This is a genomic window from Shewanella algidipiscicola, from assembly GCF_003605125.1.
In the GTDB taxonomy this organism is placed as follows: Bacteria; Pseudomonadota; Gammaproteobacteria; order Enterobacterales; family Shewanellaceae; genus Shewanella; species Shewanella algidipiscicola.
Window position 1 is genome coordinate 43,037 of the sequence record NZ_QPQT01000019.1, and the last position, 26,947, is coordinate 69,983.

Annotated in this window: 21 protein-coding genes; 11 read left to right on the forward strand and 10 right to left on the reverse strand. The window is 42.8% G+C overall.

Features of this window, described 5'->3' with window-relative positions; translation table 11 throughout:
- Positions 1-147: 147 nt before the first annotated feature.
- The 4 genes from DVO77_RS17360 to DVO77_RS17375 all read right to left on the reverse strand — a co-directional run bounded on the left by DVO77_RS17360 (position 148) and on the right by DVO77_RS17375 (position 5,759).
- Positions 148-1,245, reverse strand: a complete 1,098-nt coding sequence (locus DVO77_RS17360; RefSeq protein WP_119979186.1) for an alkene reductase — start codon at positions 1,243-1,245, stop codon at positions 148-150.
- 327 nt (positions 1,246-1,572) lie between these two features.
- Positions 1,573-2,811: a cation:proton antiporter gene (locus tag DVO77_RS17365; protein WP_110457435.1), complete on the reverse strand. Its 1,239-nt coding sequence runs from the start codon at positions 2,809-2,811 to the stop codon at positions 1,573-1,575.
- A gap of 186 nt (positions 2,812-2,997) precedes the next feature.
- Positions 2,998-3,387, reverse strand: a complete 390-nt coding sequence (locus DVO77_RS17370; RefSeq protein WP_119979187.1) for a ribosome recycling factor family protein — start codon at positions 3,385-3,387, stop codon at positions 2,998-3,000.
- 77 nt (positions 3,388-3,464) lie between these two features.
- Positions 3,465-5,759 (reverse strand): peptidase U32 family protein, encoded by a 2,295-nt coding sequence (locus DVO77_RS17375; RefSeq protein WP_119979188.1) that lies wholly within the window; start codon positions 5,757-5,759, stop codon positions 3,465-3,467.
- Between the two features lie 127 nt (positions 5,760-5,886).
- Between DVO77_RS17375 and DVO77_RS17380 the strand changes: the two genes are divergently transcribed.
- Both DVO77_RS17380 and DVO77_RS17385 read left to right on the forward strand, forming a co-directional pair.
- Positions 5,887-6,549, forward strand: a complete 663-nt coding sequence (locus DVO77_RS17380) for a glutathione S-transferase (protein ID WP_119979189.1) — start codon at positions 5,887-5,889, stop codon at positions 6,547-6,549.
- A gap of 151 nt (positions 6,550-6,700) precedes the next feature.
- Positions 6,701-6,964, forward strand: a complete 264-nt coding sequence (locus tag DVO77_RS17385; RefSeq protein WP_119979190.1) for a DUF3297 family protein — start codon at positions 6,701-6,703, stop codon at positions 6,962-6,964.
- 233 nt (positions 6,965-7,197) lie between these two features.
- Here DVO77_RS17385 and DVO77_RS17390 read toward each other — a convergent pair whose 3' ends face one another.
- Positions 7,198-8,781 carry a methyl-accepting chemotaxis protein gene (locus DVO77_RS17390; protein ID WP_119979191.1) on the reverse strand — a complete coding sequence of 528 codons (1,584 nt, stop codon included), beginning with the start codon at positions 8,779-8,781 and terminating at the stop codon, positions 7,198-7,200.
- A 659-nt stretch (positions 8,782-9,440) separates the two neighbouring features.
- A complete protein-coding gene (locus tag DVO77_RS17395; protein ID WP_119979192.1) occupies positions 9,441-9,932 on the reverse strand; it encodes a DUF2938 family protein in 492 nt (163 codons plus the stop codon).
- An 89-nt stretch (positions 9,933-10,021) separates the two neighbouring features.
- Between DVO77_RS17395 and DVO77_RS17400 the strand changes: the two genes are divergently transcribed.
- The 7 genes from DVO77_RS17400 (at position 10,022) to DVO77_RS17430 (ending at position 15,837) form a co-directional block, all read left to right on the forward strand.
- Entirely contained in the window at positions 10,022-10,411 is a 390-nt protein-coding gene (locus DVO77_RS17400) for a helix-turn-helix domain-containing protein (protein ID WP_119979214.1), read from the forward strand.
- Between the two features lie 146 nt (positions 10,412-10,557).
- Entirely contained in the window at positions 10,558-11,610 is a 1,053-nt protein-coding gene (locus tag DVO77_RS17405) for a substrate-binding domain-containing protein (protein WP_373317415.1), read from the forward strand.
- Between the two features lie 300 nt (positions 11,611-11,910).
- Positions 11,911-12,366: a dCMP deaminase family protein gene (locus DVO77_RS17410; protein WP_119979194.1), complete on the forward strand. Its 456-nt coding sequence runs from the start codon at positions 11,911-11,913 to the stop codon at positions 12,364-12,366.
- A 111-nt stretch (positions 12,367-12,477) separates the two neighbouring features.
- A complete protein-coding gene (locus DVO77_RS17415; protein WP_119979195.1) occupies positions 12,478-13,038 on the forward strand; it encodes a DUF2726 domain-containing protein in 561 nt (186 codons plus the stop codon).
- A 451-nt stretch (positions 13,039-13,489) separates the two neighbouring features.
- Positions 13,490-14,191, forward strand: a complete 702-nt coding sequence (locus tag DVO77_RS17420) for a hypothetical protein (RefSeq protein WP_119979196.1) — start codon at positions 13,490-13,492, stop codon at positions 14,189-14,191.
- 19 nt (positions 14,192-14,210) lie between these two features.
- Positions 14,211-14,708: an ImmA/IrrE family metallo-endopeptidase gene (locus tag DVO77_RS17425; RefSeq protein WP_119979197.1), complete on the forward strand. Its 498-nt coding sequence runs from the start codon at positions 14,211-14,213 to the stop codon at positions 14,706-14,708.
- A 7-nt stretch (positions 14,709-14,715) separates the two neighbouring features.
- The gene (locus DVO77_RS17430; protein WP_119979198.1) at positions 14,716-15,837 is read left to right on the forward strand and encodes a beta family protein; all 1,122 of its coding nucleotides are present in this window, start codon (positions 14,716-14,718) and stop codon (positions 15,835-15,837) included.
- A gap of 21 nt (positions 15,838-15,858) precedes the next feature.
- Here the strand turns inward: DVO77_RS17430 and DVO77_RS17435 are convergent, their stop codons facing one another.
- The 4 genes from DVO77_RS17435 to DVO77_RS17450 form a co-directional block, all read right to left on the reverse strand.
- Positions 15,859-16,554, reverse strand: coding sequence for a sce7726 family protein (locus tag DVO77_RS17435; RefSeq protein WP_119979199.1), 696 nt, complete (start codon positions 16,552-16,554; stop codon positions 15,859-15,861).
- A 205-nt stretch (positions 16,555-16,759) separates the two neighbouring features.
- On the reverse strand, positions 16,760-17,224 hold the full coding sequence (locus DVO77_RS17440; RefSeq protein WP_119979200.1) for a hypothetical protein: 465 nt from the start codon (positions 17,222-17,224) through the stop codon (positions 16,760-16,762).
- A gap of 356 nt (positions 17,225-17,580) precedes the next feature.
- Positions 17,581-18,849 carry a NupC/NupG family nucleoside CNT transporter gene (locus DVO77_RS17445; RefSeq protein WP_119979201.1) on the reverse strand — a complete coding sequence of 423 codons (1,269 nt, stop codon included), beginning with the start codon at positions 18,847-18,849 and terminating at the stop codon, positions 17,581-17,583.
- Between the two features lie 123 nt (positions 18,850-18,972).
- Positions 18,973-19,746 (reverse strand): 5'-methylthioadenosine/S-adenosylhomocysteine nucleosidase, encoded by a 774-nt coding sequence (locus DVO77_RS17450; protein ID WP_119979202.1) that lies wholly within the window; start codon positions 19,744-19,746, stop codon positions 18,973-18,975.
- A 688-nt stretch (positions 19,747-20,434) separates the two neighbouring features.
- Between DVO77_RS17450 and DVO77_RS17455 the strand changes: the two genes are divergently transcribed.
- Positions 20,435-24,391, forward strand: coding sequence for a hypothetical protein (locus DVO77_RS17455; RefSeq protein WP_119979203.1), 3,957 nt, complete (start codon positions 20,435-20,437; stop codon positions 24,389-24,391).
- 3 nt (positions 24,392-24,394) lie between these two features.
- Positions 24,395-26,851 (forward strand): hypothetical protein, encoded by a 2,457-nt coding sequence (locus DVO77_RS17460; protein ID WP_119979204.1) that lies wholly within the window; start codon positions 24,395-24,397, stop codon positions 26,849-26,851.
- Positions 26,852-26,947 lie beyond the last annotated feature (96 nt).

A 26,947-nucleotide genomic window follows, 5' to 3' on the forward strand; every position in this document is an offset into this window, starting at 1 on the left:
AAACACCTAAAACCATGATATGGCAAGTTTTTTAATCTAAATTTTGTTCATCTTTATTTGCGTAAATAGCAACCCCATTGCTGTGGTTGCTATTTATTTCACCGCAGGTAACCGCTTACCGTCACAGTGGACGGCAAGGTCCCCTGATTATTTAGCATACTCAGGATAATCGGTTAAGCCTTTTTCAGCCCCGCCAAACAAGGTCGCCGGATCGTGCTCAGCCCATGAATAGCCATGCTTAATACGGTCAGGTAGATCAGGGTTGGCCACAAAGGGGCGGCCAAAACCTATCATATCGGCCAAACCGTCATTAAAGGTTTGCTCAGCTTTTTCAGCATCATACTTACCGGCGTAAATTAATACTCCTTTAAAGGCTGCACGTACCGCCTGTTTAAATGACAATGGCGTTTCTGGTGCATCGTCCCAATCCACCTCGGCAATGTGTAAATAGGCGATGTTGTATTGATTGAGCAACGCCGCTGCCGCGGTATAGGTTTCAACGGGATTCGCATCAACCGTGCCATTAAGTGATGTAAATGGCGCTAAACGTACCCCAACGCGATCGGCTCCAATGGCATCGACCACCGCCTCGACCACGTCGGCTAAAAAGCGCAGACGATTGTCGACACTGCCACCATATTCATCGGTGCGATTGTTGGCACCAGAGTCGATAAACTGATTGATTAAATAGCCATTGGCCGCATGCAGCTCGATACCATCAAACCCTGCCTCAATGGCATTGAGCGCCGCTTGACGGTATTCGCCAATCACCTGCTTAATGTCATCTTTGGTCATGGCCCGAGGCTCTACCACATCAACAAAGCCCGGCTCTGCCTTACCATTATCAACAAACACTTTAACGTTTTCGGCCTTAATGGCTGATGAAGAGATGGGCTGAGCCCCGCCGATATTATCGGGATGGGTGACGCGGCCCACATGCCATAACTGGGCAAAAATCACTCCACCTTTAGCATGCACTGCGGTGGTGGTTTTCTTCCAGCCATCAATTTGCGCCTGAGTGTAGATACCAGGAGTCCACGCATAACCTTGGCCCATGGCTGATATTTGAGTACCTTCAGCCACGATTAAGCCTGCCGAAGCACGCTGGGCATAGTAAGTGGCCATGATGTCATTAGCTTCATTGCCCGGTTGGATCGCACGCGAACGCGTCATCGGCGGCATAACAATCCGGTTAACTAAAGTGTAACGACCTAATTGCAAAGGTTGAAATAATGCCTGCTTCATCTTGCTGTACCTCTGTTGGCTAATCCTATGTGCGGCATGAACACTGACACAAGATGCTCGCATTTACTCCTGTAGGGAGCCTACTAATTTATCAAGCTTTAACCCATATCATGGTGTCGAGACAGAGAATAATTTGCTCATCGATATTCCCAACTGACTTGATAACACACCCGAGCATAGTGTGGCGATTCACTGAATAGCGGCATACTACGCCATGAAAACCAGTCCGCATAATTATCATTTTTTATTTTAATCATTACGATTTATTATTGATAAGCCAAATTCGGCCCACTTAAATAGCCAACAAGAGCTCACTCAGCTCATCTATCACTCTTTATCTTGTGAGGATGCCTCAGGAAACGTTAGCCGATGACGCCGCGCATAGCGGTTAGCCAGAGGCTGAGCACTCAAGCCATGGGCTAAAATACTCAACAGCACAGTGACGGTCACCACAGCATATAAGGTTGCGAATCCCTGCATGCTGCCTATCTCATGCACCACGATCAACACATATAAAATAGAGGCGATGCCTCGCGGACCAAACCAAGCAATAAATAACTTAGTCGATAGATCTAACTCAGTGCCGATAAGGGATAGCACCACAGGCACCATGCGCAGCACGGTCAAACTCAATAGCGCATACAGCACCACTTCCCAGGTGATATAAGCGAGAATAAGGGGCACGAACGCAAGACCAAAAACGAAGAAACTAATTAACACAAACAGCTCCCCTTCACTCTCGGCAAAATCTTCAATATGATTACGAGTTTTCTCGTAGGTATTGCCCGCATATAAGCCAGCAAAAAAGGCCGCAATAAAACCATTACCCGACAGCGTTTCGGCAAGATAAAAAGCCAAGACGGCTAAAGCGATGGGAATTAAATTTTGATAACTGGCCTCGGCCAGATTTCGCTTATCGGCCCACACCAATAACTTAGTGCCAGCATAACCCACCACTGTGCCCACTATCGCACCGACACCAATCTGCTGAGCAACATAGACTATCCAGTGTTGCTGCTGACCAGCCTCTGTATCACTTAAGATAAGCGCCACGACAGTCAATAACATAGGGAAAATGATGCCATCATTGAGCCCGCTTTCCACATTAATGCTAGAGCGAACCCACTTAGGAACTTTGGGGTCGGACACCACGGCCTTACCGAGCGCCGCATCGGTTGGGGTCAGCAGTAGAGCCAATAGAAGCAATGTCGTCATGGGTTCATCAGGGAAAATCCACCATGCCGCAGCGGTGCCGAGCACCACAGTGATCGGCAAGCCAATAAATAGCAATCTAGCCGGAACTTGCCATGAACTTCGCAGCAATTTAAGGTCAAGCAGGGCGGCATCGGCAAACAGCACTAATACCAAGGCAAGCTCAACGATCACAGTGACAAATTCAGCATCGATTTCGACCTGAGTTATATGCAATCCTAACGGCGAGAGTAATAGTCCCAGCCCAGTAAACACCATGGGACCTGAGATATTGAGGCGAGACAACCCCTTGGAAATATAACCATATAACAAGACAATCATTGCGATAACTAAAATAACGATATGCTCATCCATGCCTAGCCGGTCCTTAACGTCAATCGATAACTGAGCCTCCAAGCTAACAAAAATGTGGCAATTAAGCTTGCCTTAAATATGACCATAATAGCAATGCAGGGCGACTCAAGCACGCCCTCAAAGGGTGGCCGATATACACAGGGGTAATGCCGACTGGATGCTATTCGCTGTGGTGCGTCGCAGAAGCTACCAAGCGTCGGCGTCAAAGCGCGCCCGCCTGGCTGCAGTGAGAGAGCATTGGGTGAGATGCATCAACTCATTCAAGGTGATGCTAGGGTTGCCCTTAATAAGGCGAGCAAGCTTAACCTGCAAAGGTTCTAGCTTGTCAGCGTGTTGCTGTAAGGCTGTGGTAATTTTTTGCACAAGGTAAGATAACTCAGCACACTCAGATACGTGTAATTGCGATGCCAGCGATTGAATATCAATGGCATCGCCACGCAACCGCCAATTTCTGGAGCGGCGCACACGCTTTAGCTCGCAACCATATTGCTTAGCAACCGCTTGCGCCTTGTTGGCCGCTTCCCTGCCAATCCGATGGATGAGCGCCGGAAGCGGTATGCAGATCTGCTTATCCATAACGGCTTACTTGTTAATCAAGTAAAGGCGCCGTTGACGCGAGCGGTTAAAGTACGACATCAGGTTACCCCCTCAATTTACAACCCGTTTTGGTATTGCAGGAGTGTTGACTCGGGCACTAAGCGCGACAGCTTCGCGCTGGCTTCACTTTGGCCATCGAGCAGGGCTTGAAACTGTGTAATGAGCTCAACCTTGTCAGGAGAGACTCTGTCGCCTGCGCCAATATTGGTCAAATCAATCATAAAGCCATCAAACTTATCACTAAGGTCGTTAATGATGTCGGTATTTAAAAACTGATCTTGGTTATAAATGCTTGGGTAACCTGCTTTTTGCTTGTCGATGGCAAAAGAGTCACCTTTGAGGTTTTTAATACTGGTCGATTTATCGCACGACAACATACAACCGTTATCGATGCGTGGCTTTTCACACCCCACACTCTGCTGGAAAAAACACTGACGGCTAGCCATCAACAAAATGGGATGATAAATGCTGTAAAGCAGCTTAAAGTCTTTCGGTCTGGCTATCTGCTTAATTTGCTGCCGGTTTATCTCGTTAGAAATAAAGGCGCCGCTGCAGGCCGCCCCTTGCTTAAGTGCCAGCAAGGCGTAAGAGTTGGTGGTATTTAAAAATGGCCCCGCAATCCATTGAATCCCCAACTGCTCGGCATGATACGCAATACCAGTGTTGTTGGTGACAATCAGCTTAGGCTTCACTTGTTGCAAAATATTCAGCGCCACCTCAAAATCTTTGCCAATTAACACGGGCGGAAACCAAGGAATAAGCCGTGGGTTTTGCAGCAAGAAGTCGACATACTTGGTGCAGCCACGCTTGTAAGCATCGGGCAGCTTAAAATAGATATCGCCATCGGTCATATCGGCCAATGCCACATCGGCTTCATCACAGATAAGCATCGACAGCCCAAGCGGCCCATCGGCTTTAGGATGGTGTTCAAGTTTAGGCGGCTGCACATGTGCAATCATAGCAACCCCTGCATTTAAGTAGCTAAGTAGCTCATTTTTTAACGTGGTTATCTCACGAAACGGAATGCTTAAACCATCGGTTAGCTGCTGAGTGTCAAGCTCGACGAGTTCATAGTTAGCGTTATTAATGCTTTTGAAACGCTTTTCAATCGCTTGCCTATCAACGCTTAACTCCTCGCTCGGTATCATTACACTGCTAGAGGTAAAGACTTGACTGTCGGTTTTAACCGCTTGCCCGGGCAACAGGCTATCACTTTGCTCAGTCACAACCGTTAACCGCAGCGGCCCATCTAGCTCACTGGCAAAGCTCAAGCTAAGCTTGATTTTTTCGATACTCAAATGCGCAATTTTTTCATCAACTGAGCTGGTGATCTGCTGTTTATCCACTTGCAGTTGCTGCTGAGCCGAGTGAATTTGTACCACAGAGATAGACTCGCCTTTTTCGGCTTTGAGTTTATCCACCAAGTGATTGTTAGAGTTATCACGTGGGTTATCAATAAACATCGACTGGTTTAAATCGCCCCGTAAAAACGCATTGGTAAAGTCGCGGTTAAACACCTTATATAAACGTTCGCCATCTTGAGTCAGCTCGCCGGTTGCCACATAGCCGTCAATCTGCTTGCGAAAACTATCGATCACCGTATGCACATAGCTAGCGCCTTTGATGCGCCCTTCCACTTTAAAGGAGTACACACCCGCTTCGATCAAGGCGGGTAAATCAAAAAATGCCGAATTGTCTTTGATATTTAATGGAAAATTATGACCCGACTCGGTAGTTTCATACTCTTCACGACACGCTTGACTGCAACGGCCACGGTTACCCGAGTTACCCGCGCTAGCCGAAGTTGAATAACATAAACCCGAAAACGCCACGCATAATGACCCATGCACAAACACCTCTAATAAGGTGTCATGCTCTTGGCCGACTTTGGCGAGCGCCGTTATCTCGCGTAAATTAAGCTCGCGCGATAAGTTCACTCGGCTGACACCGAGTTTTTTTAAAAACGGAATTTGCCCCGCATTATGGGTGGTTAGCTGAGTCGATGCATGGATATCAAGGGTCGGAAAGTAGTGATGCAACACATAAAGCAAGCCCATGTCTTGCACTATCACCCCATCTAAGGTGGTGTTGACTAACTTATTCAATAAGTTAAATAAGGTTTTAAATTCTTGCTCTAAGATAACAATATTGAGAGTTAAGAAAATTTGGCAATCGTATTGATGGGCAAGTCTGATGATCCCCACAAGTTGATCGAATGAAATATTAGCGGCGCGATTACGGGCGTTAAAGGTATCTAGGCCGCAATACACAGCATCAGCACCGGCAATAATGGCCGCTTTTATGGCCTGCACATCACCACCTGGGGCTAATAATTCAATCTTGGGTTTCATCACTTTAGCGAGTCTCAGTTAAGGTTAAAAGGAGGAATGGTACGCGTATATTTTGCCGATGAATATGGTTAAAGTAGATCAAGCATTAGCAAATTCGTAAATAAGTGATCAAGAGATAGCGTTTAAAATGAATGAAAATAGTCGCTTACCTATTATCTATTCGCTAAGAAATTGCCCCTTCGCCATGCGGGCGAGAATCGCGATTTATAAATCCCAGCAGCCGGTATGGCTACGGGATATCGTATTAAGTGATAAACCCGCCGAAATGTTAGCGGCATCGCCTAAGGGCACGGTGCCAGTGTTAATCACCCCAAATGGCACTGTGATTGAAGAAAGCCTTGAGGTGATGCTGTGGGCACTGAGCATGAATGACCCAGACGATCTGCTGTTCACAGGGGATGATGAGATGCTCGCTGACATGCAAACTTTAATCTATCGCTTTGATACCGGGTTTAAGCGCTGCCTAGAAAACTACAAATGCGCTAAGCGTTACAGCGAAACCAATATCATCGAACGCCGCGAAGCTTGCCAAGGTTATATCGCCCAGCTGGAGCAACGATTAACCCAGCATCAATACCTAATGGCCGACAGAGAAAGCCTAGCCGACATCGCCTTGCTGCCGTTTATTCGCCAATTTGCCCGCGTCGAGCGCCAATGGTATCTGCAGTCACCCTACCCACACGTTCGCCAATGGTTAACTGATTATCTACAAAGCAACATGTTCAGCAAGGTGATGACCAAGCATGAGTTGTGGCTAACTAACCGCTGTGATGTGCGGCTCAACCCCTAGGCTAATCCACCGCGGCGCCCTCAACGCTATGCCCTATCACTATGACGTCATGGATCATATATTTAACCCTAATATTGCTAGGTTAATTTCTTGAGCAAAGGGCCAGTATTGCCTACAATAGCGCACGTTTTATTCATTACAGACAACGACCATGAACGACACTAACACACCAGCCACACCAGCAGCACAACCCGCCTTACCGGATCGCCTTTCCGTTAATCCTCGTAGCCCACACCATGTGGCAGAGATCTTCGAACACGACATCGGCATTCGTGTTAACGGTAAAGAGCGTTTCGATGTAGAAGAGTATTGCATCAGTGAAGGTTGGGTTAAAATCCCGTCAAAATCCTTAGACCGTCGCGGTCAACCGCTATTGTTGACCGTAAAAGGGACAGTTGAAGCTTTCTATCGTTAAGATATATTTTAAGCGTAAAAACCAAAAATAAGGCCGCATAATATGCGGCCTTATTGATCATCAATCTTGCCTTAACGCAGGATTGAAACGATAAGTAAAAATCTAAAAGTGGATAAAAAAGTTAAGCTAGCCGTTCGCATCAAACTATGGTTCAGAGTTGTTCTCACTAAACATGCCGGCAAACAATGGCTCACCATCAGATGCAAGCCATTACGACTAGCCGACAGCGATGCCTACAACTTAAAGTTAGCCACTACAGCACTCAATTGCTCTCTGGTCGCCGCCAATGATGTAGCGCTGGATAAGGTTGCACTGGCGCTATGGTTAAGTTCATCGACCATCTCACGAATAGTACTTAAGTTACGATTGATCTCCTCCGATACCGCGCTTTGCTCCTCGGCAGCGGTCGCAATCTGATTACTGAGACCATTGATATCAAACACGTGAGTAACGAGTCCATCGAGGTTGTCGGTGACTAGGGCGGTATCATCGGCCGCCTCTTGGCAACTGCGCTTCGTTTGCTCCATCGCAGCGACCGCCTGTTCAGCCCCACTGCGTAGGCGCTCTAACATAGTATTGATCTCTGAAGTACTCGCTTGGGTACGCGCCGCAAGCGCACGCACTTCATCGGCGACGACAGCAAAACCACGACCCTGTTCACCAGCACGCGCCGCTTCGATGGCCGCATTTAACGCCAACAGATTCGTCTGCTCAGCAATATCACCGATCACATTGAGCACAGAGGCAATTTGACGCGTATTTTCATTCATTTCGCCAATGGTTGTCGCCGCCAAATCCACTTCACCAACTAAGGCGACGACTCTATCGGTCGCCTGCTCTACAGCCACTTTAGACTTATCAGCTTGCGCATTAGCTTGTTGAGTAAATTGCGCCGCAGCGGCAGCATCACCAGCCACATTTTGCGCCGTTGCAGTCATCTCTGTCATGGCAGTCACGACCTGATCGGTTTCAATCGCATGAGTTTGGAGCGCCACGTTATTAGTATTAGATTGCACATTCAGCTGCTCAATTTGGCCTGACATGTGATCCGATGCTTGGGTAATGTCGGAGATAATATTACGCAGATTATCGATAACGCGATCTAGGTTTGCCGCAAGAGAACAAAGCTCATTGTCGCCCTTAATGTGTGTCTTTTGTGTAAGATCACCATTAGCAAGCCTTTCCATCACAAACTTAATCTCATTAACAATCTGCACTAAACGCTTACTCATGAAGAAGGCGCTCAGTAGTGAAGCGACAATGGCAAATAATATTAATCCAAATAAAAGACGCTCGGTAATATCAATCTTATTGCCAGCTTGCGTCCCCAGTTCATGATTACGCACAGTCACAAGAGAGACAAGCTCATCAATTTTTTCACTGACTTTGGGGCCTAATTCACGACGTTCCTGACTCAGTTTAGCCTCAGTTTCAGTCTGTTTAGCAAGCGCAACTTCTTGTCGATAGAGACGAATATATTGGTCAATTTGTGGCTGTAAGGTGAACATTTCACGGGCTTTATTGCCCAGAAAACTGGTCTCAAATTCTGGGAGCTTGGCGACAAGTTTACCAATTTTCTGTTGATGCTTAATAATGCCTTGCTCGTTGTGAACTAGACTCGCTAAACGAATTTCAAAAAATTCTGAACGTATACTAGTAAAGGTTTCAACTAGTTGTGTGTTGTTAACTAAACGATCACTGGTGCTCCCCAGATCGGTAAAACCTCGATAAGATGAAATACCAATGATGATGAGTAAAATACTGGCGATCAGAGAGGGCAAAGCAGTCAGAGTGCTGGTTTTAGCATTATTAAACATAGTGGCCTTAAGGTGTGCGATAAAGGTAGGTTAAAGGTTGATTACGAAAAAAGCTGTAATAAAACTACTTAAAGTGATTATTTTACAGCCATAAATGACAGTAATCAAACCTAATAATATACAAAAAAACCATCAACAACCTTAAATATCAGCGGCTTGGTGTGGACATGTTACAAAGCATACCTTTTTACGTTACGACCATTAAAAGTGAAAATAAACAACAAAAAAATAAGCCTTTGTTTTTTTTATTCAAAAAAACAAGCTGATGCAATATAGAAACAAGCCTCCAACATTGACGTCCACAGAACGAGATCTCGATCACAAATATCGAGATTATTCTAACAATGTATCAAGTGGCGGCACTAAATTGCTTCGCGTAAAGTGACTTCATACCAGCCTCCCACCTTTACCTGTATCAATAGCAAATACACAAATAAGGTCGCTTAATTGATGACTAATATATTGTTATTCATCAAAATTTCACCTAACTACATTCCACAATACAAATTTCAATTTACCACTAATGATGACCAAATATGCAATACGTTTTTAACTGAATTTGTCGTATACAATAAATACCTGCGCTCGGTAACGTTGGAAAGACAGAGTAATAGTCAGACATACACAGTGGCTATTTTCGATAGCGCATCATCTAGTACTTAGGGGTAGTATCTCAAGCATTGCGCCGCAATAAACAACCCGACTCCATAAACACTATGAGTCAATAAACTCAACCATCGAGCTTTCCATGGTGCAGGAGTTTTACTTGCTGCCATGCCAAATCCAAGGCATGGCTGAATAACAAAAAATGGCAACACTAGCGTTGCAAGCGCAGTTAACAAAGCCGGGAGTAACGTTGGATCGGCTAGCCAAGCAATGCCAAAGACCAACAGATGAGCTACAGAAAAAACCACACCTATCAAGTAATGCAAGAACCAGCCTAACCAAGTTTCCCCCTTAATTGCTGGCGTCACCATGATAGGTCGATGCACCCACTTCCCCCTAAACATAGAGAGCACCCAACGCCCTATGAGTCCATAGTCAAGAGAGGGAATGCGCAGCACATTCCTTTGTAGCCAAGACCATATATCCATAACCACAGTGGCCACGATCCCCACTAAAATGACTTGTAACCAAACCCCAACATCCATCCCTTACCCCCCTTTGTGTTCTTTAGCAAAATTGATATAGTGCTGGCATGTTACAACTTGAAGTCGGCTTTAAGTCAAGGGTAAATTTTATGGATATTGCAGAGGTATCGCGCCTATCTGGATTAGCCCCATCGGCACTGAGATATTATGAAAAAATAGGCTTAATTCAGCCAAATGGTCGAAAAGGGCTTAGGCGTCAATACGCCAAAAAAATCATAAACAAGCTGAATCTCATCTCACTTGCGCGTATGGCGGGATTATCATTAAACGAAATAATGACGATGTTTAATGAGTCTGATGAACTATCCATAGACCGCTATTTACTGGCTCAAAAAGCATCAGAGATTGATGTTCAAATTAAGCGATTACAAGCAATACGGGACAGCCTTAACCACGTGGCAAGCTGTCCACAATCGGATCACTTACAATGCCCGTCATTTCAACAACTCATGAAATCCGTTAAGCCTTGTTCGCCTTAGGCCCTAGGGTAAACAGTGTAGCGATTGACTATGATTGCCATAACGAGAATATTGCTCACACCGTGTCCATCAAATGCCATGACATCTATCTTTAACCGAATGACTTTGTTACATTTGGAGTTACATGTAATGCTAAAGTTTAATTCATGTTTTTATTCGTTCTAGGAGAAAGTGTGGCAAGAGCACTTGTAATATTTATCGTATTGACCCTCTTACCCATATTTTCAGCGAGCGGAAAAGACTTAAGGTTTGCTGTTGTTCCCAAGTTTTACAGCACTTTTTTTGATCAAAGTGGCAATGGCTGTAAAGAGGCTGCAGCTCAAATAGCGGGGGTGGAATGCATATATCGAGGACCAAAAGTCGCCAATGTAAGAATGCAAGATCGCATCATAGAACAGCTGATCGATGAGGGGGTAGACGGTATTGCGGTAGCGGTGACGCAATCAAAATTTCTCGCAGAAAATAGCCTAAAAAAAGCGAAAAAAGCGGGCATCCCTATTATCACCTATGACTCTGATTTTGATATCTCCCCCCAAAACAACTATCACAGCTTGCGTTTAGCTTACATAGGAACCGACAATTTTGAATTAGGTAAGGCGCTAGGTGAAGAGTTAAAAAAACTTCGTCCCAATGGTGGAACTCTGGTAATTCAAACGGGACGACCAGACTCGCCCAATTTAAATCAGAGAATTATGGGCATACGTTCGGCACTATCGGGCAAAAGCTATGACGCAGCTCCTGGGCTATTACTTAAAAACGATCGTGGATGGACTGAGGTGCGCGAGCCATTTTCGAATTTTGACCAGCTAACACAGGCCGTTAAACAGATGGAGTCGGTTATGAAAGGTAAGCCAATAAAAGCCGATTCCTTTATTGCAGTTGGAGGCTGGCCGCAAAATAATGTCGACCTTTATCGCAGCATGATCACCCCCTTCAAAGATAAAATTGATAACAAAGAGGTGATCATTATTATGACCGACGCAGCCCCCCGCCAGTTAACCATGTTACAAGAGCAGCTGGCTCATATAAATATTGGTCAAAGCCCCTATGAAATGGGACGAAAAGCGATATTGACTCTCCATAAAATTGTCACAAAACAACAATATGACAAAATGATTTACACCCCAATGAGGTTTTGCACCCAGCAAAACTATGATACGTGCGCTAAGCTCCAGCCGATGGAAGCTATGGCCAATTAGCAGCGTAGCAGGCCACCTACCAATAAGTTTAAATCGACCCCAACAGGTCGCTTTTTTCATTCTGACCACAGCAAATGGTTAGCTCAAAGCCTTTCTGTTTAGATAACTGGTTTAGGTAGCAGGATAACGCTTACCGAGCTCAAATAATGCGTCGCAGTCGCAAGACCCAAAGCCACTCGCTATTGACTCGGTTATGCTATTAAGGCGCTAAATGGTGGTTGATTTATCGCTGTTCGCCATAGAGAATAGCGCCTAGATAAATTAATGCATTCAGCACTATAAAATAGGAGCTCCAACTCGATGATGACAAAATGGGCGATACGTTTTTTACAGATGGCCGAGCTCGTAGCATCTTGGAGTAAAGATCCCTCCACCCAAGTGGGCGCAGTGATCACCGAAAACAATCGCATCGTCTCTTTAGGTTTTAACGGCTACCCCCACGGCATATCTGATAGCGCCGAAACCGATAACCGCGAGATGAAACTGCTTAAAACCTTGCACGCCGAAGAGAACGCCATTCTCCACGCCAAGCGCGATTTAAGTAGCTGCGAGATCTGGGTGACCCACTTCCCCTGCCCTAACTGCGCCGCCAAAATCATCCAAACCGGACTGCGCGCCGTGCATAGCCCACAGCCCAGCGATGACTTTCTGTCGCGCTGGGGCGACAAAATTAAAGTCAGCCAAGAGATGTTTGAGCAAGCCGGCGTTCAAGTCGATTGGATGCAGGTAGATTCAGCAAACCAGACAGCGATGTGAGATAAAAGTAAAAGTAAGACAAATACGATGTGAGGCAGCGTAAATCGATATCGCGTTTGCACTGGCTCACTTTAGTTGCCAAGCCTGGGACTTAAAGCACAAGGAAGTTTTATGACGCTAAGTAACCTATACCCATTAATCATTGCACTGGTCGCGATCTTCCTTCTCCGGTTGCTGAGTCTACTACTCAAGCCTTCAAAGGATGCCAGCTACCACTACCGCAAACAAAAAGTCTTATTCACTCCAGCAGAACGCTCCTTCCTTGGCATACTCGACCAAGCTGTAGGTGAGCAATATCGAATACTTGGCAAGGTTCGCATCGCCGATGTGCTTACGCCAGAAAAGGGCATGACCCGCAAACATTGGCAAATTGCTTTTAATAAAATCAGCAGCAAACACTTCGACTACGTGCTGTGCGACAAACAAACCCTAGCCGTGGTCGCAGCCATAGAACTCGATGACAAAAGCCACAGGCAAACCAAAACACAACAACGTGACCAACTGGTCGAAGACGCCTGCCAAACCGCTGACCTTCCTCTCCTTCGATTCGACGCTAAACGCAGTTATCACATTGAAACGGTTCGCACAGTCATTCGATCCCGAATTCAGACAATAAGTCCACAACCCGAAGTAGAAGCGATCCCATTTATAACCGCTAGCCGAGAAAGTTAGTATTCATCAATTGATGCCAACACTTCGGAGTTGAATTAGGGGGGATTACCGGAGATAGCCTTTAAAAGGCTGACATTTTAGATAACAGGCAAACTCACAAGAAAGAGCAAAGAGAGATAAGCGATACAAGCCATTCTTTTTAATGAGTAATCCTTAGCAAAAAATTTGACACAAGTAATGGAATCCACAATAAAATTAGGTTATTGTCGATAAAACAAACGGAATGCGAGTTGTGTATAGCAACAAGAATCAAGGAAGAAGCATTAGCTCAAGAGTCACACCGCCCAGCGCTTATCAATACAAGCCGCCAGCAAACAACGACTCAATGCCCTCCCCTTTAGATCTCGTTAAAACATTTCAAACAACTGGTAGTTGGCAGAGTTTTTCTAGGATTAAAAAGTTTGCCTAACCACATTGATGCACTTGCTTATCTAGGAACAGAGGCTCTACATTGTCTATAACTTTTGCAAAACTGAATTCACTCAAAATAATCACGCTAACACCTATTTTGGTACTTGCCACATTATTATCAGTCTCAGCTTTCGCTAAAGACCTCAACGAAAGTAATAGCGTAACTGAGCCATCACCTAAAGAATCACTTATAACATCTACATATAAAAGCGATATTGAGAGTATTCGTATTACTTTAAATGCACAACAAAAGTCAATTCAAAAACTGTCAAATAATTTACCAAGCAATGAGATCGCTAAATTAGTAGACAAAATTCAGTCAATTGAATACTCGCTAAATACCATTGCTAATAAAGATGACTACTTCACTTATGCCGATTGGGCAGCTATAGCGATAACGTGCGTGGCAGTTCTACTAACCATCGTAGGTTTGGCGCTGGCAGGCTTCGCCTTTTGGGGATATAAAGAAATAAAAGACCTAACAAAGTGCAGTGCTGCAACAGAAGCAAAGTTAGTAGCAGAAAAAACAACTACAGAGATGATTCACAGTATTGTAAAGAATGAATTGGAAAAACTTATTAATGACGGGAAGTTACGAGAACCTTTGCAAGATGCAATTGACATTATTTTAAGGAAAGACTCAAATGATCCTGAACAAAAAAGGGCCAAAGAACTACTTGATGAGTTAGACATTGATGAACAGAGTATTGAGCAGTTAGACATTGATAGAAAGCTTCTTTGAAATTTTAAAGGTAAAGTGCATGACAAACTCAACTGAATGGAAAACACTCACTGAACAACAACAAAAAGTGATTTCCTCTTATCATACAAGTTCTCCTATCGCTGTAGGAAAATTAGCAAAACACTTTGGTATCGTTGTTAAGAAAGCGACTTTGCATGGAAATTTGGCTGGTGAAATTAAAGAAGAAAATGGTATTGTCACGATTCGAGTTAATAGCCATGACGTCAAGGCCCGTCAGCGCTACACTATCGCTCATGAAATCGCCCATTTCCTACTTCATCGACACTTATTGAAAGATGGTATTCAAGACACTCCGCTATACCGCTCCCACTTATCTAATGAAATAGAACGAGAAGCTGATTCACTAGCTGCTGACATATTGATGCCTATAGAAATAGTTCGTGACCTGATAGGAAAGTACTCCACAGAAATGAAAGGTGAACAACTATATGAAACAATTGCAGCTAACCTCGAAGTGTCAAAGACTGCATTAAAAATAAGACTAGGTCTAGAGTGAGGGGCAAATGATAGATAAACACTACAAGTATTCACCAATACTGGCTCTGAGCACTGCAGAAATGAGCGCTCTTGAACAGCTCCCAAACAAGGATAAGGATCTGTTATTACCGATATTTCCCTTAAAAGGGTGGCTTGGCTCTAAAACCCTTAAAAACACAATATCTAGAATAGAAAAATCAATCGGTAACCGCCTATGGATTGCTGATATCGATTACGATTTTGTTTTCAACAATAAAAAATACCTTGCGAATCCAGACTCTCAAAGGGAAGTATTTAAAGAAGTACATAAATTGCTTGAACCGAAAAACGGATATGAGAATTGGGTTAAATATATTGAAAACCTTAACAACGCAATTCCTACACTGCAAACTCATGAATTACAAGAAATAGGCAAACAAATTGCATCCTTATATTCATTAGGTAGAGGGATCGTTGTACGGATAAAAATCAAAAAAGATAGTACTGAGAAAATAAATACCATAATTAAATCTTTGATGATTAGTCAGTACAATAAAATCTTCATAATCTTAGATTTTGAAGATATCAAACGAAGTGATGTCCTCCAAAGTCAACAATATGGGTTATTAGTATCCAAACTAAGTTCGCTTTTACCTAGCGCAATATTTTCAACGTCGGCTTCCTCATTTCCTTCTAGCTTTAGTGGTTCATACAGAGGTGAACTTCCAATTTATGAACGACAATTACATACCGCGGTATGCGAACAATGTGGCGATATTAGAGTAATTTACTCGGATCGTGGCAGCGCTAGAGCGAATAAAACGAATGGAGGAGGTGGACTTCCCCCACCAAGAATCGACTACCCTCTAAAGAATGATTGGCGCTATGTTAGAAAAGAATTTGAAGATTCAGATAACGTTAGTGAAGGAGAAAAGCACGCTCTATACAAGCAAGCAGCTAATGAAATTGTTAATAGTGATTATTGGGATTCATCTCTACGTGTATGGGGGGTCCAAATGATCGAAAAGACTGTAGAACTCAAAGACAAATACTGTATTACTTCACCAAACAGATCGACTGCAGTTAGAATCAATATTCACTTATATCAACAAATACATTACACAAGTGATTTAAGTTTGCTCAATACAGAAGAAGATTGGGAAGACTAATAAACTAACCATAAGAGTACCTTAGCTTAGAGAGAGTTCAAGTAAGTTTTTATTTAGGTCATCTAAAATATCTGATAGCTCTCTATTCGCTGATTCTTTTCGACTTTGAGACAATATGATCAAATCTTTGTTCTCAACTCTTCGGTTCTCCACATTGTTGAAAAACAGTCTAACTCCGTCTGAGTAACGACGAAAAAGAGCATCGAAAGCAGCGATTCTTAGCTTGTTCGTTGGCAAACCTGCAACAACACGTGACAACTCCTGCCTATTTTTCGTCTCACAATGCAAACCAAATAAGTTAGAAAGTTTTACTAAATCAGCAACTCTCATCAAATCTATGAAAGTCGATTTGTCGGTGATTCTTACCTTTTTACCTCGACGAACAACTTTCAACTCAGCACCATTAAACTCCCACAGTGCGACGGACGTTGGTAAAAGCTTAATAGCATTAAATACATGCTTGGTCGCCACGACTACAATTACTTTATCGAATACCTTTAAATATTCTTTAACTTGACCATCCAAACGAGTTAGCGAATCAAATTCACTTTTTATTTCAATGCCATACATCTCATTGTTTTTTATAAATGCTAAGTCCACTCGGCGAGAAAAGCCGCCGAAAGTAAACTCATTAATAACAAGATCAGCAAAGCCAACTATTTTTTTTTCAACCAAATAGTTTAACACTAGTGATTTGATATCAATCTCTAATCCCATAGGGCAAACAAACTTCTTTTCAAGTAACTTACTCTAGCCGCACTATATCACAAGCCAAAATCAAATGACGTCCCTCCCCACGATAATTGCGTCACTGACGATGATAAGACAATGAAGTTTGGGGTTTTAGCCGCGGAGTTGACTCCAGTCAAACTCCTTATTTCGAGCAATGCGAAAATTTCGAACTGAGGCAGTATTATCAAGTCTAAGCAGCAATTAAAGCAATGAGGCCATACTGATGTGCAACCGCATTAGCCACTGCAACTAGTCTCGCCTTTATTCCCTGCTCGATACCAACGCCGCCCCGCGCCAAATCATCGACGGCAATAAAAGCCGTGGTCGTTAGCTTGCTGCTGTCATACTGGTAGGCATAACCCAATTCGACTCTCCAACGCTTTTCAAGATCGACTGCTGGGCTTGCTTCACCCTTTTCACTCTCTGCCTGTATGCCCGCTTGTGTATCCGCCTGTGCGCTTGTCAGATGCTCGGCTTTCTCTGCTAGCGATCGAACCAAGGTAAAGTTAAAAGACAAGATGAACGCTTCATTACTGTACCAATCCGCTTTTAGCGCCTGAAAATTTAACCACATCTCCAGCTGGGTCAACAAGGGATTAAGCGAACTGGAAAATTGGCCGTCGGCCGCTACCGTAATGGGAAATCCTTGCTGCATATTTATATTTGCCCTTTTACCTTTTTTGCCTTTGTTGTTAGCGCTAATTTTACTTTTCCAGAGGCGGTTAGCCTTGGGTCACGCTGGCGATAAGCGTCGATTTTGCTGGCTAACCATCCTAGATGCAACCCCGACCAAGCATAAGCTGGCAGATTCATTACCGCGCTGCGCTGCTATCAAAAACAGACCCAAAAAGGCAGGGCAGCCATATTTTTGGCTTTTTATGTTCACTAAGCAGCATTAAATTAGTCCATAAAAAACAACCCAGCCTAAGCTGGGTTGTTGTTCGTTGCGACTAACCTGACTGCTGGGCGCTACGTCATAAGGTTAAATAGGGTTTACTGCACCTAAGAAGCTTATACCAGAGACATAAATAACCCGGCGATGGTGGCAGCCATTAGATTTGACAGAATACCCGCGACCAGCGCCTTTAAGCCGAGACTGACAATTTCAGAGCGACGCTCAGGCACCAGACTACCAATCCCTGCTATGGCGATGGCGATAGTGCCAAAATTGGCAAAACCGCACAGCGCAAATGACAAGATCACTTGTGTGCGCTCAGACATTGGTTGTCCGGTAGCTGCAACTAATGTGTCACCGGTCAGGTAGGGAGCCAAATTGATATAAGCAAAAAATTCGTTGATCACAATTTTTTGGCCAATAAAAGAACCCGCTAATATGGCTTCGTTCCAAGGTATCCCCATTAACCACGCAACAGGAGCAAACAAATAGCCTAAGATCATTTGCAGGCTTAAAGATTCAATGCCAAACCAGCCACCTATGCCACCAATCATACCGTTCATCAAGGCGACCAAACTGACGAATGAGAACAGCATAGCCCCTACCGCCAAGGCTAATGACAAGCCACTCATGGTGCCCGAGGTCGCGGCATCTATGACATTACGAGGCTTATCTTCTTCAGTAACCTCAAGCTCGTTATCGGTAACGTTTTCTGTTTGTGGGATCAGCAACTTGGCAAATAGTAGGCCACCAGGAGCTGCCATAAAAGAGGCCGCCAATAGGTATTCCATCTTAATACCTAGCTGGGCATAGCCAGCCAGCATGGTACCGGCAATCGAGGCGAGTCCGCCGCACATAACGGCAAACAGTTCAGAACGGGTCATTTGAGGAATATAAGGCTTAATTAAGAGTGGCGCCTCGGTTACCCCCAAAAAGATGTTAGCTCCGGCCGACATTGATTCAGCTTTGCTGGTGTTTAGCAGCTTTTGTAGCGCGCCTCCGACCCATTTAACGACTAACTGCATTACCCCTAAATAATAGAGAACAGCTGAAATCGCTGAGAAAAACACCATGATTGGCAGTACCCTAAAGGCAATGACAAAACCACCTGAACCAAACAGTTCATACATTTTATCACTGACTAGGCCGCCGAAAATAAATGACATGCCCTCATTACTATAACCAATAACATTCGAGACAGCCTCCGCCATATTTAAAATTACAGACTGACCAACAGATGAGTACATAACAAATGCACCCAAGGTTAATTGCAGCAAAAACGCTACACCGACTGTTCGATAATTAATTTTTTTACGGTTTTCAGAGGCAATATATGCCACAAGCAATAGTGAAACAATGCCTAAAATACTAACTAAGATTTGCATTAATTTAATCCGGAAATTATAAACAAACAAAACTGGACTTTATTATCAAATAAAGTCCACAAATAAATAGTTATAAACATGCTCAGTGCTAACTCAGTTTGAAATAGCACATTAATTAGCCTGCTAATTTGATTTATTTAATGCGTTAATTATATTTAGCACAAAACATTGGCAATCAACGGCCGTTTGAGGCTCAAAATCTTGACCATGCTGATCGGTGTTAGACAATACACGAATACTGACAAATGGGACTTTATAGGCTTCGGCAACCATAGCGGCTGCTGACGTCTCCATCTCTTCAATGGACGTATTAAAATGTTGATGGAACCAGTTTATCCGGTCTACCTCTCGGTTCCACTCATCACCCGTACCAATCACACCTGTGACCACTTGCCCCTTGTCATAGGTGTGAGCCAAGGACATTGCCAGCTCAACCAAGGCTGAGTCCGCCTTAAAGTGATTGTGTTTAACTACTTGGCCGTTTTCGCGCAAATACATTGTCATATCAAAGTTTTGCCAGTTGGCTGGGTGCATCCCCTGACCTTTCTCTGTGTACTCAGTCTTGTAAGAGCCCATGTTAAAACTACTGATGCCAACCACTATATCGCCACGAAATAACTTAGGATCATGCCCACCGGCTGTGCCTTGGTTGATGATGAGCCTTGGCTGATAATGCTCCATAGCCAAAGTTGTCGCCGCCGCAGCATTAGCTAAACCGATTTCGGTTCGAGAAACCACTACCGATTGACCATTAATTTGACCTTGCCAGAAAGTCCATGACCCAAACGTTTTTACTGTCACTTGATCGAGAGCTTCAACCAACGTTTCAATTTCTACGTCCATCGCCCCTTGAACCAAAATAGGACGTTGGGAGGAAGTATAATCATGATTTGTCATATAAATGTATTCAAAGCTGAAAGTGCGCGGATATTATCAATGCTTAACAGAGGGAGCAACGAAACAAAGTGTGAGCAACTTGTTATTGGAATTTTTATAAAAATAGTTAATTAGCGTTACTGAATGTAACCGTCGAAATATCAACTCTTGTTTTATAAGGAATTTAATTATCATCGATTTAATATTAAGCTAAAGCTAATTTTACAAACCAACAATGACAAAACACAGTGTTCGCTATAACATCTAATGCATGGCGCCAAGTATTAAATTAATCCTACAAAATACCAATAAAGAAAAGTAATGGCTTACCAAGGCCCACGATCACGATAACTTATTGGTGATAGGTTCTGGATTTTCATTTCATAATATGGGAGTTTTTCGCGCCAAATACTGAGTGCTACTGCCTAGCTAGGTGCGCCGTTGATAAACATCAAAACGTCACCATTTTAATGAGGCTAAAAATAGTCTAGTAAAGTAGTGGCGATTCAATGTGGAAGCTTTTTTCGGATCAAAAAAGTGAAAAAATTTAAGACTTTTTTAAAAATTTTTAGGTTTTTAACTTGCTGAACAGATATATTGGATGTAATTTAGGCACTGTTGGTGCAATTTCAGCCAACTACAATTTGCTACAACACCTAATAAGTGTTTTTTAATCACCCTCGATAACCCGAAATGAATGAGGTGTAATATGACAACTAGTGTGTCTGCGCGTTCCTATAATGCGATTATTGAAGATACTCTCTCCCAAGCGCTCCGTTTAGGATCACAATCCCCAAAATCTCGTAAAACAGGTAGACGCGGTATCGCAGGTTTCTGCATGCTACAAGGTCCTACCGGAGGCGGCAAAAGCAGTGCCCTATACCGACATGGTAATGACGATGGGCTACCACCCGCACTCGAACAAATAAGTTCAACAAAGCACCAGTCCATTTTTGTCACCCATAGATGGAATATTCTTCATGACGTTTACGCTAATGTCATAAAGAGCAAGGATTCTACTGGATCCGCCCTTACGGCAAGCATTATCTACGCTCAGGATGAAAACATCATCTCAGCCCTACTAAGAAAGCCTCTTCCTCATGAAGTAGATGTCAAATCACAAGATTTACCAGATCCTCAAAATACTTTGATAACCTTGAATGACAAGGGGTTGTTACCCCATGACAAATGGGGATATTCAGCCATACAGAAAACCGCCCGTAAAATAATGCGTGAAGCAAATATATTGGAGAAAAACAGCTTTCAGTCTTCAGCTCCGTTAGGTAAATATTCGCGCCTGATGAAAAAAGATTTACAACGTTCTTGTGCACAACTTGAATTTATGCTGTTGAAAAACATGAAACTTCTTGAGAATGAAGCTAAGAAGGTAAAAGAAAAATATGGTGATGACGCTAAATTAGCAGAGGTAGTGAAGAGTAAACTCCATGCCTTTAGAAGTAACGACTGGGTTCGCCGAATATTTCCAGGCATTGCATGGCATGATGATAAGCAACACCTGTTAATCATGACAACACAGAAACTATTTTCTTCCTTTTACGATGGCGTACAAAAAGTACGTATATCGAGTAACGACCTAAAAGACCACGTTATATTTGTTGATGAATTTGATTATCAATCTGATGTACTTCAGCAATTACTTGCCCAGTCTCAACTGGTACATGAGCCGCCTGAATGCTTAGGGCAGCTACTTGATGGTGGTCGAAGATTACTTAAAAGGATGCTATTTGACGAAGATGGCAGAGTTCCCGAGATCAGAGAAAGGCTTACCAAATTATTAGATGATCTCGAAGATGAATTGAAAGAAAACAACATTAATTTGAAAGAAGACAGGGCTCTAGTTATACCAGCAGAGGACCATCTAGAAGGAAAGTCATTTAAGTCTCAATATTTATTTCGAGCTGACCACCTGGTCACTAGCAGCCAACTTTCGATGGCTCAAGCCTCTCATGGATTCGCAGTAAAAGAAAGGCATTACGGCGACAAACTGACATCTGACGAAATCGATATAGATAAATTCCTTCGACTAATGGAAAAATATATACGCCAGTTTAGTTTAATGCTGTCAGACTTTTCTTCTTCAGATGGTGAGGAACAAGATTTATTAAGAGAATTGAGTAGTTTACTGTTTGACGCAGCTAATGACTATCGCCCTTCTCACTACAGCAGCGCTTTACCAAGCATGTCATTGTTCTCTTTACCACAAACTAGTTTGCCAGAGCTTAACAGTCTTCGAAAGAGCAATATCCTACCCAATACTCATGCAAACATATTTGGACTTACTAATTGGCAACTGAAGCAAAATGATCAAAAAAATGATCTAGACCGCTTGCGTATTCAGATCCGAAGAGCTTTCTTACCGACAACTCCCGAAGGATTATTACTTTCATTAGCCAGTCGAAATTTAGTATTTGGCTTATCTGCAACATCGTATATTGAAAGAGCCCTTGGTCATTTCGATATTCGTTGGCTCAACTCTGCATTGCGTTACATTGCAGAATGCCGAACGCCTGATATCCAGAAAAGCTACTTAGGATATGAGTTCAAAGATAAACCAAAAGACTGGAGTAAAAGACCTATACCTTACTGCCAATCAGACGCTGATATACAACGTCAAAATAATATGATCGCCTTCCTGAGTGATAAAAAGGCAACATTACGACAAACCGACCTAGAAGTAGCTGTTTCTGGTTTTGACGACCAGTTATCCCAACAGGAGAAAATCGACGTTCTTTCTAATTTAGTTCCCGAATTTTTTCAGGACTCCGATAGCAGTATTTCCACCAGCGCAAAGGAACATAGAGAAAGCACACTATTAAAACTTATCAATGTAATTGCAGTAGCTGGCACGAAAGAAAAGCATAAGGGCCAGCTCGCTTATGTAAATTCAACGAAATATTTTCGCAAATGGTTAATAGAAGATGAAGCAAAAGCTAGCCGCAACAGCATTCAGTGGCTATGTACAAACGAAAAAGTTGTCAAAGAATTCAACCAAAACAAGCTATTGGCTCTATTCAAAGATGTTTTCATTCCAATTAGCGTAAATGAACAAGACATCACTATCTGCCTACTAAACGCTGAATGCCAAAAACGTCCTGGATTTAAAGAAGCTTACCAAGCTGCATTTGATGCAGAATATCCTGTTCTAATTATTACCCAAACGGCTTCAGCAACCAACGGCATCAACTTAGACTTTAAACTGACCAATGATAAAAGTATGGACCTTACATGTGTATACATACTTGAGTCTCGTCACTACTATTTTTCACCGCAGGATAACAGCGATGAAAATTTAGACAAAATGGCACATGCGGGTTATCAAATGCGAAATTTAGATAAACTTCGCAGGTACGGTGAAATTTCTAGAAAGGAGCATAGGAAATATATTTCAGCAGTAATGGATGGAACTGGTTACCAAATATCTCAGCTAAATAATTCTGTTTATAAAAAGGGCTCGGACTACATAAAAAACACGGCGGCAGACATACAGCAACAAGTTGGTCGTTTGGAACGAGTTTGGGATCATATTGGTGACGTTGAAATATACGTTTCGCATCAGCTGGCTCAAGACCTAATTAAATTTACAGCCTTGCCTTCTTATACCAACCATAGACAAATATTAAGTGACTTAAACCAAAAACTTCTCGATAAGCTAACTTCCATTGATGATGAATCTTCTAACGATTTTTTCAGTTCAATGTTTACGCCGAGTCAGACTGGTGAAAACGCTGTCAGTATTATTGATGACAAGCTAATTCCAGCAATTCGAAAGTCACGCGAGTATCCAGAAATTACGGACGACATAGCCAAACTTTGGACACAGTTGGGGCGTGCCGTGCTGCAACTAGATTATGCTTGGAACCCAAAAAGCTTTGTTTATGGCATTCATACACCATTAAAAGATTGGGCTTGTATTGAAAAACCAACTCACAGCAGTTCATTCTCAGAGATCTGGTACGATCCTGAAACATGGCAGTTTTTCAGTGAGCCAGGTAAGAACCGTATCCCCTATCGTCCAGACAGACTATACAGCTACATTCAGTCACACAGCGCCATCATAGATTGGTTCAACAAAAAGGGCTACAGGACCTCAATGTATCCTATAGCTTGTGAATTAGAGGAGACATATGTCCTCCACCCTCGCATCACTCAAAGAATTTTACAAGGGAGGTTGGGTGAAGAGGCAATACGAGCTTTATTGCATTCGCAAAACGTGTCCACTCACACAACCTTAAATCACCAAAGTGTACTTGAGCTTTATGATTTTACAGTCTCAAAAACTGATTTTAGAGTAGATGCAAAATTTTGGGGAAGTGACAGCCTCGATAAAACTGATGAGCAATACCAAGAATGGCTAATAAATGGTGCTCAACCTGACAAAGCTCCACTTGGATTAATTAGTAAACTACAAGCAATTCGAAATGCGGAAGGCTTCGAAACCAAACTAGCCATACTCAACTTTGTCTGTACTGAGCATGATGCTTCACTTGTAGGATTTAACGAACAATTAAAGCAAGTGTCTGTTATAGAGGCGGACATTATCGTACTTAATGGCTGCATAGGTCATGATGCGAAAGATACTGTAACCACTGGCTTCAACCACTTTGTGGATTTGGTTTCTGAACAACAAAACAAGAAAGAGGACTAAAAGGTGAGCAATAACAATCAAATAGTAAGAGAATTGCCCCTTTCTCACACAATTTACTTAGACAGTGAAATCGACGCTGAAAAAGCTAAGAAACTAGTGGTTTACCATTATCCATTGAACAAATCATATCGATGGAAGGAGTGGCAAGAACACTTAGACACAGAGCTTTCTAATCGCTACTACCCATATTTGATGCGCAGCTACAAAGGGCAATTTGGCTTGTTTGTAGCTGTGGATTCTGAAACCACTAAGCCACCGGCTATTCTCAATAAAGACGGCATAAAAATTCGCCCCGAGAAAGTCCAATACTCCGCTGAAATGAACCCCATCTGGATACGTTTGATAATGCGCAAAGTATCTGCATTTGGGACTCATTGCAAAGGAAGTCATACATTAGGTAGGCCTCTTCTTAAAATAGATACTTGGAACACTAAAAAAAGTACAGGCGTCAATGCAATCAGTTTAGATTGTAGAACTCAACAACGCAGGGATAGGAATACGACCGAAGTAGTTCTCTTTCATGAGAATGTACCACTTCGTGTATTAGACAGCGCAAAAGCCAACGCAGAACACCGCAACTCTATGTGGGTATATGATAAGAACAACGTTTTAGTGCGCTGGATACCTAAAAAAGGTGAAAAACCTTCCGGGCCTGTGTATTCAGAAATACGTAAAAATAAGAACAAACGAAAGCAACGCGCATTTATTGATCTTTCTAATGCAGATGCCTTCAAGGGCAGCTGGCCATGCTTGCTTAAACCTATTCAAGATGAATTGATTGATAAAGCCCAAGAATATGGTTTTAACCTAAAACCTAAAATCTTAAACCTCAGACCATTACCTCTCAAGACTAAATATAAGCAAGGTCCAAAAACTCGAAATACAATGCCTAGTGTAGCATTGCTAGAAAAAGTTCTTGTGCTCGACCTACGGTTCTCAAAGAACATATCGGCTGAGCAAATGTTGTTACCACTTAATCAAGCGCTATCTGAAAAAAGTATTAACACGCAACTTCATCTTTTACCTAATTGTGACCCTCAAGATATTGATAGCCTTGAGTTCAGTAAGTCTGATTCAATTTTAGTTCTTTTAGATCAATATCCTGGTGTTATTGAAGACCATTACCCTCTCACAACTAAACTTCGCACTAAGGCCGCTTGCCAGCACATCAATGTAAACCCATATGACTTAGACGGTGACTCCATCGAAGCCAAGCTTATTAATGAAATTAGCGACGAAGATAGTGATGAAACATACTTAGTACCTGAAGACGAATACTATAACTATGCTCCATCTATGTTTGAGACAGACAGCAGGATGGAGGCACTGAAACGCAATTTAGAAATTGTCATCAAAGAATTAAGTATCAAGCATTTGCTACATGATGATCAGGTCAAATTAAGCTCAATGCTTCCTGAAGAGCGTGACGTTCTAACTGAAGAGCTTGTTGTTATAACCGACGGTTACCTGTTTACAGTTCTAAATGACAGACCAGTTCTCACCCCCTTTAATCCAACCATAGTGGAGCATGAGAAAAATTGTGATTTAGTATTGGGTAAATTTAATACCTCTGTAAAGCAGCTGTTTGCATTGTTAAGTAGAGAATGGCCATACAGCTACCAACCACAGGTGGTAATGCAAGGTTTTGGTAGTGATGCAGAAAAGTATGCTAGGTTTGCTCGCAGGCAGACCATTGTTATACATAAAGCGGAATCTGTTTCTATCTACTACCAAGACCCCAAGTACGATACGCCTCATATGCTTCCGAACCACCTTGAAGAAACACTGCAAGAACTCCAATCACAGAATATCTCTTTGCCATTAAAACAGTGGCCGTTACCTGAAAGAGATATGTTAGAAGAGCATATTAATGAATTGAAGGAAGAAGGTGAGCTATCAGAGAAAAGTGCAAATACCTTACTTGCACAGCTTGATGATATTAAAACATGCTGGCATGAGGCACTAGGTACTTTATGGCAGGAAAACCGATCATCAATTGAATACAAAGAACTAAAGCAACATGCATTTAAAGCACTGTTAGGTGTGATGAACAATAAGTTAACTGATGGTGAAATGCCCAAAAAAATTGTAAGTTCAAGCCTCAGCGGTTCTTGGGCCAAAGTTGCCTCAAGAGTATTTGGTATTCCATTGCAAGACATTCGAGCCTGGTTAAGAAACATTCCTGGCATTCAAAGGTTATGGCATGACCCTGAGCAAGGCTATTACATTGTAGGAAGCTTAGCGCCGCCTAAATTACAACTAACTAGACAACCAAGTATTCGCCAATGGCACGCACTCCAAGGAGAAATGAATACTGAGCTACTTGCCTCATTAATTGATGTTGACTGGGTTCGCTCCAATCAACTTGCTGGTAACCCTTGTGTGGCACTACTTGTTAGACGGTGGAGAGATTGCCAAAACGGCAAGGAAGAAGCTTTAGGGTTAGGATTAGTAACATGAAAGTAAAATCTGACAGATACCCACAGTTGTAGCGGTATCTGTCGGTAAAGATCTAAATAGCCAATGAAATGGGTTATTTAGCAGAACATTTTATGA